This is a genomic window from Streptomyces resistomycificus, from assembly GCF_001514265.1.
Classification (GTDB): Bacteria; Actinomycetota; Actinomycetes; order Streptomycetales; family Streptomycetaceae; genus Streptomyces; species Streptomyces resistomycificus.
Window position 1 is genome coordinate 24,220 of record NZ_KQ949001.1, and the last position, 15,095, is coordinate 39,314.

The following is a 15,095-nucleotide window of genomic DNA, read 5'->3' on the forward strand; positions in this document are numbered from 1 at the left end:
CAATTCAGTGGGGCGTCACGGGCGCAGCGTGGGCTCCCGTTCCACGTCCCGTACGTCCAGCTTCGCGTCGAACTTCGCCAGCGGCCTGGCCGCCGACGGGTTCGCCTGGACCGCGGCCGGGGCGACGTCCGCCCACTTCAGGATGCGGGCCGTGGCCAGGGCCTTCTGGTCGGGGACCAGACCGGCGACGTTCGCGCCGTGGTTGAGGCCGGGGGCGGTGAGGACGTAGGAGTCCTTCGCGCCCTTGCCGAGGCGGAAGGGCTCCGCTCCCCACGGGTCGTTCTCGCCGTAGACGAAGAGCATGTGGCGGGCGTTGTGCTTCACCCACGTGTCGACGTCACGCATCGCGGACGGCTGGAACCTCATCGGGATCGAGCGCGGCACGAAGTGCCGGGGCGGCAGGTAGCCGTAGCGGATGTACTTCTTCTCGATGTGCGGGAAGACGATCGTCGGCGCGCCGAGCTGGGTGCCCGCCTGGTAGTAGTACGGCGTGTACGGCTCCAGGCCCTGGTCGGTGTAGAAGGAGAACCCGGCGATGGTGTCGATCGAGGTCCAGATGTCGTCGTCGGTCGCGTTCTTCGCGTCCGCCGGGATCGACCCGCAGTCGGACAGCAGGCTGTACTGCCAGAAGCCCCAGACGTAGTCCAGCACCGTGGCCTCGTACGCCTTGTCGAGGCTGCCGATGGTGTCGAAGGTGTAGCCGTTCTCCGCCGCGTAGGCCGCGTACCGCTTCTCCAGCGGCTCCCGGCGCACCAGCGCCTCGCGCTGCACCCCGTTCAGCCGGTCGCGGCACTCCTTGGTGCCGACGGTGGCGAAGAAGCGGTCGTAGGCCGAGTCCTCCTTGTTCACCACGTCGTTGGGGGCGACGTAGGCGACGACGCCGTCCATGTCCTTGGGGTAGAAACGCTCGAAGTAGGTGGCGGTCATGCCGCCCTTGGAGCCGCCCGTGGAGATCCACTTCTTGCTGTAGATCTTCTTCAGCGCCTTGAAGATGCGGTGCTGGTCGCTGGCGGCCTGCCAGATGTCCAGCTTGGTCCAGTCGGCCGGGTCGGGCCGGGACGGGGTGAAGAAGCGGTACTCCATGGAGACCTGGTTGCCGTCCACGATCTGGGTGGGTTCGCGGCGGCCGGGGTTCGTGGAGACGCTGTAGCCGCTGGTGTAGAAGACCGTCGGGCGGGAGACGTCCTTGTGCAGCAGGGTGATGCGCTGCTGGAACGTGCCCTTGGACGGGTGGCGGTGGTCGACCGGCTGGGTGTAGTTCAGGACGAAGAAGCGGTAGCCGGTGTAGGGCTTCTCCTGGACCAGGCTCATCCCCGGGATGGAGAGGATCCGGTCCTTGATGTCGGTCGTGCCGGTGGTGCTGGTGGTGCCGGTGGCCTCCGGCTCGGCGGCGGTGGCCGCCCCGGCCGTGCTCGCTGTGCCTAGCAGCACGGTGAACGCCAGCAGCCATCTGAGCGCCTTGCGCATGCACCCTCCCCTGTGAGTACAGATGTGCGCCGGAAGCTAGCGGAGCAAGTCGCCTCAGCACCAGGGGAGATGGGGTGTCGATGGGGAAAACCCTGTAGGAAACCTGTGTTTCGGCCGATTCGGACGGTTCGGCCGGGGGCCGTGGTGGTTCAGAGGCGCATCCACCCCCCGGAGTCGTACGACCCGTGCCCCACCGCGCCCTTCAGCCACACCTTGCGTTGGCCGACCCGGACGGTCCGCGGTCCGGCGTGCCGCGAGAACTGGCCCTCGTCGACGACCGCGTGGTGGCCGCGCACCTGGATGCTGACCATCATGTACCGCTGCCTGCCGGGGTTCTTGGGCACCGTCATCACACAGAGACGGACGCCCTGCTTGTAGACCTTCACCGAGCCGGTGGAGAACGGGAACGTCCTGATCTTGCGCCCCGCGCAGGACGTGTCGGAGGCGGCCTGCGCGCTGCCGGGCGCGGCGACGGCGAGCAGTCCGGAGGCGGTCAGCACGGTCAAGCCCAGCGCCAGCCGTCGACGCATCCCAGCACCCCAGTGCACAGTCGTCCCTCCCGTAACGCGGCGATGAGCGTACTGGTGTACGGACGCAGGACGCGTGTCGGATGGTTGCCGAACCACGGACCGTCGGCAGACGGACCACCGGACGCCAGGCCGTCGGACGCCAGGCCGTCTGCCGCCGGACGCCAGGCCGTCGGACGTCAGGCCGCCGCGGGCGTGTCCTCCCCCACGAAGGTCCGCCACAGCTCGGCATAGCGCCCGCCCCGCGCCAACAGCTCGTCGTGCGTGCCGTCCTCGGCGATCCGCCCCTGGTCCATGAGGACCACACGGTCCGCGCGGGCCGCCGTGGTCAGCCGGTGGGCGACGATCAGGGTAGTGCGCGCGCCGCGGCTCGTCGCGGGGCCGCCGTCGGACTCCGCAAGGGCGCTACGGCGGCCCGCGATGCGGTCGGTGGCCTGGTTGACCTGGGCCTCCGTGGCCAGGTCGAGGGCGGCGGTGGCCTCGTCGAGGAGGAGGACGTCCGGGTCGACGAGCTCGGCGCGGGCCAGCGCGATCAGCTGGCGCTGGCCCGCCGAGAGGTTGCGGCCGCGTTCGGCGACGTCGTGGAGGTAGCCGCCCTCCAGGGTGGCGATCATCTCGTGGGCGCCGACCGCGCGGGCCGCCGCCTCGACCTCGGCGTCGGTGGCGTCCGGGCGGCCGTAGGCGATGGCGTCGCGGACGGTGCCCTGGAAGAGGTAGGCCTCCTGGGGGACGACGCCGAGGCGGTGGCGGTAGGAGGTGAGGTCGAGGGCGCGGAGGTCCGTGCCGTCGACGGTCACCCGGCCGCCGGTCGGGTCGTAGAACCGGGCGACCAGCTTGACCAGGGTCGACTTGCCGGCGCCCGTCTCGCCGACGAAGGCGACCGTCTGGCCGGCGGGGATCCGCAGGTCGATGCCGCCGAGGGCCTCCTCCTCCTTGCCGTAGGCGAAGTGGACGTCCTCGAAGGCGATCTCCCCGCGCAGCGAGAGGACCTCGAGCGGCTCGTCGGCCTCCTTCGTGGAGGTCGGCTCCTGGAGCAGCTCCTGGATGCGGCCCAGTGACACGGTGGCCTGCTGGTAGCCGTCGAAGACCTGGGAGAGCTGCTGGACGGGGGCGAAGAACAGGTCGATGTAGAGGAGGTACGCGACCAGGGCGCCCGTGGTGAGGGTGGCCGCGTCGACGCGGCCGGCGCCCGCGATCAGCACGGCGGCGGCCGCCACCGCCGACAGCAGCTGCACGAAGGGGAAGTAGATCGAGATCAGCCACTGGCCGCGGATCCGCGCCCGGCGGTAGCTGTCGCTGCGCTCCGCGAACCGCGCCCGGCCGTCCCGCTCGCGCCCGAAGGCCTGCACGATCCTGAGGCCGGACACCGACTCCTGGAGGTCGGCGTTGACCAGCGACACCCGTTCGCGGGCCAGCTCGTACGCCTTCACGCTGGCCCGGCGGAAGAAGAACGTGGCGACGATCAGCGGGGGCAGCGTCGCGAACACGACGAGGGCCAGCTCCACGTCGATGACCAGCAGGGCGACCATGATGCCGAAGAAGGTGACGACCGAGACGAAGGCGGTGACCAGGCCGGTCTGCAGGAAGGTCGACAGCGCGTCGACGTCCGTCGTCATCCGCGTCATGATCCGGCCGGTGAGCTCCCGCTCGTAGTAGTCGAGGCCGAGCCGCTGGAGCTGGGCGAAGATCTTCAGGCGCAGGGAGTACAGGACCCGCTCGCCGGTGCGCCCGGTCATCCGGGTCTCGCCGATCTGCGCCACCCACTGCGCGAACACCGCGAGCAATGCGAGGAGGGAGGCGGCCCAGACCGCGCCCAGTGCCATCCGGGTGACGCCGTCGTCGATGCCGTGCCGGATCATCACCGGGAGCAGCAGGCTCATGCCGGCGTCCACGGCGACCAGGCCGAGGCTGAGCAGCAGCGGCCGGCCGAAGCCCCGCAGCAGCCTGCGCAGGCCGTACGACTCCTCGGCGGTGACCGCCCGCCCCTCGTCGACGTCCGGGACGTCGGTGGCCGGGGGCAGCGCGTCGACCTGGGCGAGCAGCTCGGGGGTGGCCGGGGTGCCGCTGAGGGCGGTGTCCTTCGGCTCGCGGTCGCCGGTCCACAGCCGTGGGGTCACCCCGCGCTCGGCGTCGAACTCGGCGTCCAGCTCCTCCCGTACGGAGGTGTCCTCGGCGGGGGCGGCGGGGCGGGCGTGGCCGGGTGAGACGCCGCCGAGCTCGTCCGGGTCGGTGAGCAGGCGGCGGTAGAGCGCGGAGCGCTGCTGGAGTTCCTCGTGGGTGCCGAGGTCGGCGAGCCGGCCGCCGTCCAGGACGGCGATGCGGTCGGCGAGGTTGAGGGTGGAGCGCCGGTGGGCGATGAGCAGGGTCGTGCGGCCCCGCATGACCTGCTGGAGGGCTTCGTGGATCTCGTGCTCGACGCGGGCGTCCACCGCGGAGGTGGCGTCGTCGAGGACCAGCAGGCGCGGGTCGGTGAGGATCGCGCGGGCGAGCGCGACGCGCTGGCGCTGGCCGCCGGAGAGGGTGAGGCCGTGCTCGCCGACCGTGGTGTCGTAGCCCTCGGGCAGCTCTCTGATGAAACGGTCCGCCTGGGCGGCCCGGGCGGCTTCCTCGATCTCCTCCTGGGTCGCCTCGGGACGGCCGTAGGCGATGTTGTTGCGCACGGTGTCGGAGAAGAGGAAGGAGTCCTCGGGGACCAGGCCGATCGCGGCCCTGAGCGAGTCGAGGGTCAGCTCGCGGACGTCGTGGCCGCCGATGAGGACGGCGCCGCGGGTGACGTCGTAGAAGCGCGGCAGGAGGAGGGAGACCGTGGACTTGCCGGAGCCGGAGGAGCCGACCACGGCGAGGGTCTCGCCCGGGCGGATCTCGAAGCTGAGCCCGTCGAGGACCGGCCGCTCGTGGTCGTATCCGAAGGCGACGTCGTCGAACTCGACCGTGGCGGGGGCGTCGGCGGGGAGCTCCTTGGTGCCCTCCTGGAGGGACGGCTCGGTGTCGATCAGCTCCAGGACCCGCTCGGTGCCGGCCCTGGCCTGCTGGCCGACCGTGAGGACCATGGCGAGCATGCGGACCGGGCCGACGAGCTGGGCGAGGTAGGTGGAGAAGGCCACGAAGGTGCCGAGCGTGATGTGGCCGCGTACGGCGAGCCAGCCGCCGACCGCGAGCATCGCGACCTGGCCCAGGGCGGGGACGGCCTGGAGGGCCGGGGTGTACCTGGAGTTGAAGCGGATCGTGCGCAGCCGGCCCGCGTAGAGCCGGCGGCCGACCTCCCTGAGCTTCCCGGTCTCCTGGTCCTCCTGCCCGAAGCCCTTGACCACGCGTACGCCGCTGACGGCACCGTCGACCACGCCCGCGACGGCGGCGGCCTGGGCCTGGGCGTACCAGGTGGCGGGGTGGAGCTTGCTGCGGCTGCGCCTGGCGATCCACCACAGGGCCGGGGCGACGGCCAGCGCGACCAGGGTGAGCGGCGGGGACAGCCACGCCATGATCACCAGGGAGATCACGAAGAGCAGGAGGTTCCCGATGGTCATCGGGAGCATGAAGAGCAGGCCCTGGATCAGCTGGAGGTCGCTGGTGGCGCGGCCGACGACCTGGCCGGTGGACAGCTCGTCCTGACGGCGGCCGTCGAGGCGGGTGATCGTCCCGAACATCTCGGTGCGAAGGTCGTGCTGCACGTCGAGGGCGAGACGGCCGCCGTAGTAGCGGCGGATGTAGGTGAAGACGTAGACGAGGACGGCCGCGGCGATCAGGAGGCCGGCCCAGGGCGCCATGTCCCGGGTGTGGTCGCCGATCACGTCGTCGATGATCACCTTGGTGACCAGGGGCACCAGTGCCATGACGGCCATGCCGGCCAGGGAGGAGCCGAGGGCGAGGACGACGTCCGCGGGGTGGCGCCACGCGTAACCGGCCAGCCTGCGCGCCCAGCCCTGTGTCTCCCCCTGTTGCGCTGCCACGCGGGTGCCCTCCTTCAGACCTGATCTTCCGGAAGGCACCAACGCGAAACGAAGCGGATTTCATCCCTCCGCAACAGGACGGGACAGGACGGAGGTGGGATCAGACGCGTACCCGCAGGTGGTAGAGCCGGGTCGTCTGGACGGCGTTCTGGTTGTCGTCGCTGACCAGGAGCACCTTCAGGCCACCCTTGCCCCTGCCCGTGACCGTCATCCCCTCGATGTTGTCGAGGAGCGGGTTCGGCTGGGGCTGCTTCGCCGTGGCGCCCAGGGTCGGGCAGTCGGCGATGTCCGTGAGCAGGGTCTTGCCGATCAGGCGCACGCCGTCCTGCCCGGTGAGGTTCTCGATGCCGCCGGTGTCGGTCGCGCGGCGGGGGTCGGCCAGGTAGAGGCGGACAGTGTTGCCGACGCCGGAGGTGAAGCCGCGCTCCAGGACGAGGAGGCGGCCGTCGGGGAGGGCCTGGACCTCGGGGACGCCGAGGCCGGTGTCGGTGCGGTAGGCGTACTGGGCGCCGAGCTCGAAGGTCTTCCCGTGCCGCTGCCAGGTCTGGAAACGGACGATGGTCGAGCTGTCGCCGGAGAGCGGGTACTCCATCGACGCCAGCAGGGTGCGGCCGCCGGGCAGCAGGGTGAGGCCCTCGAAGGTGCCGTTGGAGACGGCGCGGCCCGCGGGGGCGACCTTCAGGGCGTCCGGCACGGGCAGGCGGCCGAGGAGGTGGCCCTCCGCGGAGTAGCGGCGGATGGACGGCTCGGTCTCCGAGGTGATCAGCCGGGTGCCGTCCCGGTCGATCGCCAGGCCCTCGGAGTCGAGCGCGGTGCCCCTCTCGTCGGCGAGCGGGACGACCGACCGCGGGGCGAGCGTCCTCGCGTCGAGGTCGAAGAGGGCGGAGCGGTCGGAGAGGGCGGCGAGCGAGCCGTCCCGGTCCACGGCGAGCGCGGACAGATTGCCGACGAAGGTGCCGTCGTACGTCGTCTTGTCGAGCGCGTCGGAGAAGCGCTCGATGGCGACGGACGGCGAGCAGGCGTGGTTCTCCCCGGCGTCGGCGGGTGTGGCGGCGGTCAGGCAGGTGGCCGCCGCCACGGCCGCGGAGGTGGTGGCGAGTACGGTTCTCAGGCGCATGGACGCCACCGTAGGGCGGGCCGGTGACGGACGGGAGACCGGCTCGTGAAGCGTCGGAGCGTCAGCTCGCCGCCAGATCCCGGTGGACGACCTTGGCCACGCCCTGGATGGTCGTGATGCCGTAGTTCATGGTGCTGTTGCCCTGCGTGAGCACCGTGATCACGTAGTCGTGGCCGCCGCCCTTGAACGCGCCGACGCTGTGCACCCGCCAGCCGTTGGTGGCCCGCTCCAGCCAGCCGTTCTTGACGGCGACGGAGACCCCGGACGGCACTCCGTACGGCGTCCCCCAGCGCTGCGAGGAGACGACCTGGCTCATCAGCTTGATGATGTAGGCACGGGAGTTGTCACTCAGGACCGTGTTCTTCGCGGTGAGGAGTTTGAGCAGCTTCTGCTGGTCGGTGACGGTGATCTGGGTCAGGCCCCAGTAGCCGTTCGCCCCCGGCTTGGTCTGCGTCATGCCGGCCGCGGTGAGGAACCCCTTGATCTTCGTCATGCCCAACTGCTTCCAGAGCGTGCTGGTCGCGGCGTTGTCCGACTTGGTGATCATGGCCTTGGCGAGGGTGGCCTCGCGGTCGGTCAGGTAGCGGTTGTGTTTCTTCGCGTCCCACAGCAGCGTGGCGAGGACGGTGACCTTGACGACGCTGGCGGAGTCGAAGGCCGTCGAAGGGCGCAGGGTGCAGGTGGTCTTGGTGGTGCGGTCGTAGACGCCGACCGCGATCGTGCCCTTGCGGTTGGCGAGGGCCGCGGTGATGTCCTTCTTCAGCTTGTCGGCGAGGCCCGCCTTCGCGGACGTGCAGCTGACGACCGGTGTGGCGGCGGCGGCGGGCGAGGCGGCGGCCACGACGGGGATGAGCACCCCGGCGCCCACGCCTGCCGCGAGCACTCTCGCGCGTCTGGATATCCCGTGAGTCATGCCCTGTTGACGCACGAGTTCGAACGAAAGGTTGTACGCGTCCGGGAACGGTTGGGCAAAGCCTGTACGACGCGTTACCGCACCCTTGGCGTATTCACAGGCGGGGACAAGGTCCGGCACAGCGCGCGCTCACGCTCGCTGAGGAGCATGCGCGGGTGACATCAGCCACCGATCCCCACCCCCACCCGACCGTGACCCCCGACCTGCCGCCGCCGGCCCCGCCCGTGGCGCCCCCGGAGAAGGCACCTCGCTGGTCGCTCCCCGCGCTGATCGCGATCATGATCATGGCGGCGGTGCTCTACTCCTGGAACCTCTCCGGCTCCAGCCTGAACAGCTTCTACAGCGCCGCCGTGCTGAGCGGCACCCAGAGCTGGAAGGCCTGGTTCTTCGGCTCGTTGGACGCCGGCAACTTCCTCACCGTCGACAAACCGCCGTTCGCGCTGATGGTCATGGGGCTGTCGTGCCGGATCTTCGGGTACGGCACCTGGCAGATGATGGCGCCGATGATCGCGGCCGCGCTCGGCACCGTCTGGATCCTGCACTCGTCCGTGAAGCGGGTGTTCGGGCACGCGGCGGCGGCCGTCGCCGCGCTGGTCCTCGCCCTGACCCCGATCACCGTCGCGATCAACCGTGACAACAACCCCGACACGCTGCTCGTGCTGCTGATGGTGGGCGGCGCGGCGCTGGCGCTGCGGGCGGTCCGCACCGACCGGCTGCTGCCGCTGCTCGGCTCCGCGGTGTGCTTCGGGCTCGCGTTCAACACCAAGATGCTGCAGGGCTACATCGCGCTGCCCGCCGTCTTCGCCGTGTACGTCTACGCGTCGAGGCTCGGCTGGCGGAAGAAGGCCGTCAACCTGGCCCTGGCGGCTCTGGCGCTGGCCGTCTCCAGCTTCTGGTGGGCGGCGGCAGTGTCGCTGGTACCCGCCTCCGAGCGGCCGTACATCGGCGGCTCCACGGACGGCTCCGCCTGGAACCTCATCATGGGCTACAACGGCCTGGGCCGGATCTTCGGCGGCGAGGGCAACGGCGGGGGCGGCGGGGGCGGAGGCGGTGGCTTCTCCGGCACGGCGGGCCTCGGACGCCTCTTCAACGACGTCCTCGGCGGCCAGATCTCCTGGCTGATCCCCTTCGCCGCGATCGCCTGCGTCGGCGGCCTGGTCCTGTGCGGGCGCGCCCCGCGCACGGACGCGACGCGCGCCGCGCTGGTGCTGTGGGGCGGCTGGACGGCGCTGCACTACCTGACCTTCGCGATGGCCGAGGGCACCATGCACCCGTACTACACGACCGCGGTCGCTCCCGGTGTCGCGGCCCTGTGCGGTGGCGGCGGGGCGCTGCTGCTGCGCGCCTTCCGTGCCGACAGGCGCTGGATCTGGGTGCTGCCGGCCGGACTCGCGGTCACAGCGGTCTGGGCCGTGGTGCTGCTGCGCCGGGCCTCCGGCTGGAACACCTGGCTGTGGCCGGCGATCGCGGTGGTCATGGCGCTGGCGATCGTGGGCCTGTTCGTCTTCCGCTCCGGCGACCGCGCCAGGCTGCTGGCGGCCTCCGTGGCCGCGGCGGTCGTCGCCGCGGTGGCGGGCCCGGCCGCGTACGCCTGGTCGGTGCCGTCGGGTTCGGGCGGCGGCATGGGCGGTACGAACCCGACGGCCGGCCCGACCACGGGCAGCGGCGGCTTCGGCGGCGGCCCCGGCGGCGGAGGCGGCGGCGGCCGGGGCGGCTTCGGCGGCGGTGAGATGCCGGGCGGCACGCAGCAGGGCGGTCAGGCCCAGGCCGGCGGGCAGGCGGACGGGCCGGCCGCGCAGGAGGGCGGACAGGCAGGTCAGCAGGGCAGCGCGCCCGGTGGCGGCCAGATGACGACCGGCGGCGGCAACGGCGAACTGCCGGGCGGCCAGGCGGGCCAGGGCACCCCGAGCGGTCAGGCTCCCGGCGGCACCGGCGGTCAGCCGGGTGGCGCGGGCGGCGGCGGTATGGGCGGTGGCGGCGGCATGGGCGGCGCGAGCAGTGAGCTCGTCGCGTACCTGAAGAAGCACCAGGACGGCGCCAAGTGGCTGCTGGCGGTGTCCAGTTCACAGAGCGCGGCGCAGCTGATCCTCAGCAGCGGCGAGCCCGTCATCTCCATGTGGGGCTGGTCCGGCAGCGACAAGGCGATGACCCTCGCCAAGTTGAAGGAGCTGGTGAAGAAGGGCGAGCTGCACTACATCCAGCTCGGTGGCGGCATGGGCGGGGGCATGGGCGGCGGCTCCAGCGTCAGCTCCGAGGTCACCGCGTGGGTGCAGAAGCACGGGACGGCGGTGAAGGAGAGCGAGTACAGCTCCGGCTCGACGTCGAACTCGAACTCGAACTCGAACTCGAACTCGGAGTCGGAGTCGGAGTCGGAGTCGGAGTCGGGGTCGGACTCCTCGTCCCAGTCGAACCAGTCGAACCAGTCGGCGGTCTACCGGTTGGACGCGTCGGACGTCGGCTGACCTCCCCCGGCCGCCCCTGAGGCCAACGGCCCCTGACCCAACGGTCGGGGGCCGTTTCGGTATGTCAACTCGCGTAGACAAGGGGCAGATTGTCGGACCCGGACATCTGATGGACACGTTCGATTCATGGACAGGAGCGCATGTCCATGTCACGCTCCCGATTGCCCGCTCAATCCACCCGCGTAGAACGGACACCCCCGATGCCCGTTACACCCCACATACGCCGCCGCTGGAAGCCGCTCGCGCTCGCCGTATCGGCCGCCATGGTCGCCCTGACCGCTCCGGCGCTGACCGCGACCCCCGCCGCGGCCACGACGACGGCTTACGACGACACGTACTACGCCGGCGCGATCGGCAAGACCGGGACCAGCCTCAAGTCCGCGCTGAACAACATCATCAGCAGCCAGACGAAGCTGTCGTACTCGGCGGTCTGGAACGCGCTGAAGGTCACCGACCAGGACCCGAACAACAGCAACAACGTGGTCCTGCTGTACTCCGGCATCTCCCGCAGCAAGTCGCTGAACGGCGGCAACAGCGGCAACTGGAACCGCGAGCACGTCTGGGCCCAGTCGCACGGCGACTTCGGCACCTCCGCCGGCCCGGGCACCGACCTGCACCACCTGCGCCCCGAGGACGTGTCGGTCAACTCGATCCGCGGCAACAAGGACTTCGACAACGGCGGCAGCACCTTCACCAACGCCGGCGGCAGCCTCACCGACTCGAACTCCTTCGAGCCCCGTGACGCCGTCAAGGGTGACGTGGCCCGCATGATCCTCTACATGGCCGTCCGTTACGAGGGCGAGGACAGCTGGCCCGACCTCGAGCCCAACGACACCGTCACCAACGGCAGCGTCCCGTACCACGGCCGCCTCTCCGTCCTGAAGCAGTGGAACGAAGAGGACCCGCCGAGCGCGTTCGAGGAGAACCGCAACGAGGTCATCTACGACACCTATCAGCACAACCGCAACCCGTTCATCGACCACCCGGAGTGGGTCGAGGCGATCTGGTAGCAGCAGGACAGCGAGGGCCCGGCCGGGGTGTCCGGCCGGGCCCTGTCGCGTTTCCTCAGCCCCCACGACCACCCCCCTGCACACGCCCCCCACCCCCGTAGAGATCATGGACGGGCAGCCCGGACGACCTGGAACGAGCCGGGCGCGACGACGGACGGGGAGGCGAGCGGTGAGTTACTGCCTGGAGATGAGCACCGGGGACATGCGGGACGTGATGCGTCTGCTCACGGCGGTCGAGCGCACCGAGAAGCAGGAGCGGGCGCTGGGGGTGGTACGGGAGCGGTGCGCGCGGACCGACGCGCGGTTCGGGGAGCAGGGCATCGATCTCGACGTGACGGTGAGCCGGGCGCTGGACGAACTGGTCGAGGGGGCGCCCAGCGTGGAGGTCAGCCCCGCCTACACCTACGCCTTCCACGAGGTCGTGGCGGCCCACTTCTCCGACACCACCGACCTCGGCTCGTGGCGCCGCCCGTCGTGGTTCTTCCGCATGGACGACGAACTCGCCCGGCACGGCGTCCCGTCCGAGCTGCGCCCCGTCGCGTTCCTGTTCGGCGGACCGCCGCTCAGGCTTCCCCAGACCGGCGACGCCTTCCCCTCCATCGGCACCCTGCCGGCCCAGCGTGCCGCCGCGCTCGCCGACGCCTACGAGTCCGTGGTCCACCATCTCGACCCCGAATACCAGGACGCGGCCCGCAAGTTCGCGGAGCTCATGCGCTTCGAGGCGGAGGAGTGGGAGAGCGCCCGCAAACTCGGGCAGACCCTGGACACGATCTTCTTCTGGTTCGCGTGACGGCGCCCGGCGGGGAGCGCCGCGCCGAGGCACAGGTCAGCGGTCACGGGTCACGGGTCAGGGGTCACGGGTCACGGGTCACGGGTCACGGGTCAGGGTCACGGGTCAGGGTCACCGGCCGCCGCTGAGCGCTCACCGGCCACCGGTCACGGCTCACCAGCGGGCTTCGCGGCCGGGCCGTCGCACTCCAGGGCCCGCGTCAGCCGGGTGACGGCGGACAGGTCCGGCAGACCGCGCAGTGCGGCGACCACCTGGTCGCTCGCGAACCGGCGCTGCGCCTGAGTCACGGTCGGGTCGAGGGCGCACTCGGCCTGTACGCGGACGTAGTTCAGGTCGGTCGCGAAGAGCATCGAGAACGAGTCCGGGCCCTTGACGGCGCCGGGGCCCCCCGCGTCCCGGTACGCGCGCACCAGCCGCCGTGCGCGATCGGCGTCGAAGTGGTTCCCGCCCGCCCACACGTACACGGCGCGGGCGAGCTCGCGTTCCGCCGAGACGGGTCCGGCGTTGTCCCAGTCGAGGAGTACCGGTCCGGCCGGGCCGACCAGCACGTTCTGCGGCCGCATGTCGAGATGGGACGTCACCGGGTCCGGGCCGGACGGGGTGACGTGCCGCGCCAGTTCCGCCGCCGAGGTGGCGACGAACCGGCCCAGGTCCTCCGACCACGGGGTGCCGGCCCGGCGGGCCGCCTCGAGCAACTCCTCCCAGTCCGCTTCCCCGGGGCACTCCTCGTACCAGGCGCTCGGCCTCCCGGCCGCCCCCTCGCCGGCCCGGTGGAGCAGGGCCAGGGTCCGGCCGCACCAGCTCAGGACATCCGGGTCGCGGGGGTCCGCCTCGGTTCCCTCGATCCAGTCGTACAGCTTCACGAAGGAGCCGCCCAGCGACGGCGGGAGCCGGCAGACGTGGGCGCCGGCGCGGCTGGGGACGAGCGTCGGCGAGGAGATGCCGAGTCTCTCCGTGGCGTCGCGCAGGGCGGCCTCCCGCTCGACCTGCTCCTCGTCGCAGCCGAAGAGCAGCTCCTTGACCGCCCACGAGGAGCCGTGCCCGGACAGCTTCCAGATCTGTCCCAGGGCGCCCCGGGCGACGGGGGACACCGTCCAGGGTCCGGTGCCGAGCGCGTAGGTGTCCGCTATGAATGCCGCCGCCACGCTCCGCATGAAGGGCCTCTCCTCGGTCAGTCCAGATGCGTGGGCGCGAACATCCGCAGCACCGCGGGGAGGACGACCACCGCGGGACCGGGTGCCGCCAGTGCCTTCGCCAGGTCGTCCGCGAGGGTCTCCGGGGTCGTGCGGACCCCCGGTACCCCGAACGACTCGGCCAGGGCCACGTAGTCCGGTCGGCTCAGTTCGGTGGCCGTCGCCTCGCCGAAGGCGTCGGTCATGTACTCGCGCAGGATCCCGTAGCCGCCGTCGTCGACGATCAGCCACGTGACGTTCAGATCGTACTGGCGGGCCGTGGCCAGTTCGGCGATGGAGTAGAGGGCGCCGCCGTCGCCGGACACCGCCAGTACCGGGTGGGTGGGGTCGGCAACCGCGGCGCCCAGGGCCGCCGGGAAGGCGTAGCCGAGGCCGCCGGCGCCCTGGGCGGAGTGCATGGTGTTCGGGGCCTTGGCGTCGAAGGCCGACCAGGCCCAGTAGGCCAGGATGGTCATGTCCCAGAACGACGGGGAGCGGGTCGGAAGGGCTCGGCGCACCGAGGCCAGCACGTCCTGTTCCAGGGTGAGTTCCTGGGCGGCGACGCGTTCGCGGACCCGCGAGAGGACCGTGCTCACCCGCTCCGGGGCGGAGTCGTCCGTCCGCTCGGAAACCGTCTCCAGCAGGGCCTGCAAGGCGAGCCGGGCGTCCGCGTGGATGCCCAGCGCCGGGTGGTTGGACTCCAGTTTCCCGAGGTCGGCCTCGATCTGCACGACGCGGCCGCGGGGCTTGAACGTGTGGTAGTTGGAGGAGAGTTCGCCCAGGCCGGAGCCGACCACCAGGAGTACGTCCGCGTCCTCGAGGAAGTCCGTGACGTGCCGGTCCTCCAGCCAGGACTGGAGGGACAGCGGGTGCTGCCAGGGGAAGGCGCCCTTGCCGCCGAAGGTGGTCACGACCGGCGCCCGTACCTTCTCCGCCAGCTGCCTCAGCTTGCCCGCCGCGTCCGCCCGTACGACTCCCCCGCCGGCGATGATCGCGGGGTGGGCGGCGTGGGACAGCAGGTCGGCCGCCACCGCCGTCAGTTCGGGGCGCGGGGGCAGTTCCTCGGGGAAGGCGTCGCCGCCGGTCACCACCGGGATCGCCGTCCGGGCGAGCAGGACGTCCTGCGGGACCTCCACCCAGACGGGTCCGTGCGGGGCCGTCAGCGCGGACTTCCACGCCTCGGCGATCGCCGAGGGGATCTGGGACTGGCTGCGGACGGTGTGCACCGACTTCACCACGCCCCGGAACGAGGCAGACTGGTCGGGGAGTTCGTGCAGATAGCCGTGGCGGCCGCCGCCCAGTCCCGCGGTCGGGATCTGGCTGCTGATCGCCAGGACGGGGGCGGAGGCCGCCGCCGCCTCCTGGAGGGCCGCCAGGGACGTCAGCGCCCCTGGTCCCGTCGACAGCAGCAGCGGGGCCGCCTCCCCGGTGATCCGGCCGTACGCGTCGGCCGCGAACCCGGCGTTGTTCTCCACCCGCAGGCCGACGTAACGCAGGTCGGAGCGACGGAGCGCGTCGAAGATGCCGAGGGCGTGCTGGCCGGGCAGTCCGAAGACGGTCGTCGCGCCGAGCCCGGCCAGCGTCTCCACGACCAGGTCTCCGCCGATGCGGCCGGCCGGAGGGTTCAGAGCAGCGGAGATCTGCGCCTGCGTCGGACGGAGCACCAGGTCGTGGTCGTGGGTCACTTGGT

At 71.4% G+C, this 15,095-nt stretch carries 10 protein-coding genes; 3 read left to right on the top strand and 7 right to left on the bottom strand.

Going from position 1 to position 15,095, the window contains the following annotated elements; genetic code table 11:
• Positions 1-15 precede the first annotated feature (15 nt).
• The 5 genes from AQJ84_RS32980 to AQJ84_RS33000 form a co-directional block, all read right to left on the bottom strand.
• Positions 16-1,467, bottom strand: a complete 1,452-nt coding sequence (locus AQJ84_RS32980) for a S28 family serine protease (RefSeq protein ID WP_030045179.1) — start codon at positions 1,465-1,467, stop codon at positions 16-18.
• Positions 1,468-1,616: 149 nt separating this feature from the next.
• Positions 1,617-1,997 (bottom strand): hypothetical protein, encoded by a 381-nt coding sequence (locus AQJ84_RS32985; protein ID WP_030045180.1) that lies wholly within the window; start codon positions 1,995-1,997, stop codon positions 1,617-1,619.
• Positions 1,998-2,173: 176 nt separating this feature from the next.
• Positions 2,174-5,941 carry an ABC transporter ATP-binding protein gene (locus AQJ84_RS32990; protein WP_053191214.1) on the bottom strand — a complete coding sequence of 1,256 codons (3,768 nt, stop codon included), beginning with the start codon at positions 5,939-5,941 and terminating at the stop codon, positions 2,174-2,176.
• A gap of 100 nt (positions 5,942-6,041) precedes the next feature.
• A complete protein-coding gene (locus tag AQJ84_RS32995) occupies positions 6,042-7,058 on the bottom strand; it encodes an esterase-like activity of phytase family protein (RefSeq protein ID WP_053191223.1) in 1,017 nt (338 codons plus the stop codon).
• A 61-nt stretch (positions 7,059-7,119) separates the two neighbouring features.
• Entirely contained in the window at positions 7,120-7,971 is an 852-nt protein-coding gene (locus AQJ84_RS33000; protein WP_030045184.1) for a serine hydrolase, read from the bottom strand.
• A 155-nt stretch (positions 7,972-8,126) separates the two neighbouring features.
• On the opposite strand from AQJ84_RS33000, the gene AQJ84_RS33005 reads away from it, so the two are divergent.
• The 3 genes from AQJ84_RS33005 (at position 8,127) to AQJ84_RS33015 (ending at position 12,233) form a co-directional block, all read left to right on the top strand.
• Complete coding sequence (locus tag AQJ84_RS33005; protein WP_053191212.1) at positions 8,127-10,433, top strand: ArnT family glycosyltransferase; 2,307 nt, start codon at positions 8,127-8,129, stop codon at positions 10,431-10,433.
• 200 nt (positions 10,434-10,633) lie between these two features.
• Complete coding sequence (locus AQJ84_RS33010; RefSeq protein ID WP_053191210.1) at positions 10,634-11,443, top strand: endonuclease I family protein; 810 nt, start codon at positions 10,634-10,636, stop codon at positions 11,441-11,443.
• Positions 11,444-11,549: 106 nt separating this feature from the next.
• Positions 11,550-12,233, top strand: coding sequence for a DUF7691 family protein (locus AQJ84_RS33015; RefSeq protein ID WP_445585616.1), 684 nt, complete (start codon positions 11,550-11,552; stop codon positions 12,231-12,233).
• 146 nt (positions 12,234-12,379) lie between these two features.
• Here AQJ84_RS33015 and AQJ84_RS33020 read toward each other — a convergent pair whose 3' ends face one another.
• Together AQJ84_RS33020 and AQJ84_RS33025 are read right to left on the bottom strand one after the other, a co-directional pair.
• A complete protein-coding gene (locus AQJ84_RS33020) occupies positions 12,380-13,387 on the bottom strand; it encodes a phosphotransferase enzyme family protein (protein WP_030045188.1) in 1,008 nt (335 codons plus the stop codon).
• 17 nt (positions 13,388-13,404) lie between these two features.
• The gene (locus AQJ84_RS33025) at positions 13,405-15,090 is read right to left on the bottom strand and encodes a thiamine pyrophosphate-binding protein (protein WP_030045189.1); all 1,686 of its coding nucleotides are present in this window, start codon (positions 15,088-15,090) and stop codon (positions 13,405-13,407) included.
• Positions 15,091-15,095: the final 5 nt, after the last annotated feature.

Bases quoted from the DNA above. Each gene is read 5' to 3' on its own strand.
- AQJ84_RS33015 (WP_445585616.1), top strand. From the start codon at position 11,550: ATGGACGGGCAGCCCGGACGACCTGGAACGAGCCGGGCGCGACGACGG.
- AQJ84_RS33000 (WP_030045184.1), bottom strand. From the start codon at position 7,971: ATGACTCACGGGATATCCAGACGCGCGAGAGTGCTCGCGGCAGGCGTG.
- AQJ84_RS32995 (WP_053191223.1), bottom strand. From the start codon at position 7,058: ATGCGCCTGAGAACCGTACTCGCCACCACCTCCGCGGCCGTGGCGGCG.
- AQJ84_RS33020 (WP_030045188.1), bottom strand. From the start codon at position 13,387: ATGCGGAGCGTGGCGGCGGCATTCATAGCGGACACCTACGCGCTCGGC.
- AQJ84_RS32980 (WP_030045179.1), bottom strand. From the start codon at position 1,467: ATGCGCAAGGCGCTCAGATGGCTGCTGGCGTTCACCGTGCTGCTAGGC.
- AQJ84_RS33010 (WP_053191210.1), top strand. From the start codon at position 10,634: ATGCCCGTTACACCCCACATACGCCGCCGCTGGAAGCCGCTCGCGCTC.
- AQJ84_RS32985 (WP_030045180.1), bottom strand. From the start codon at position 1,997: ATGCGTCGACGGCTGGCGCTGGGCTTGACCGTGCTGACCGCCTCCGGA.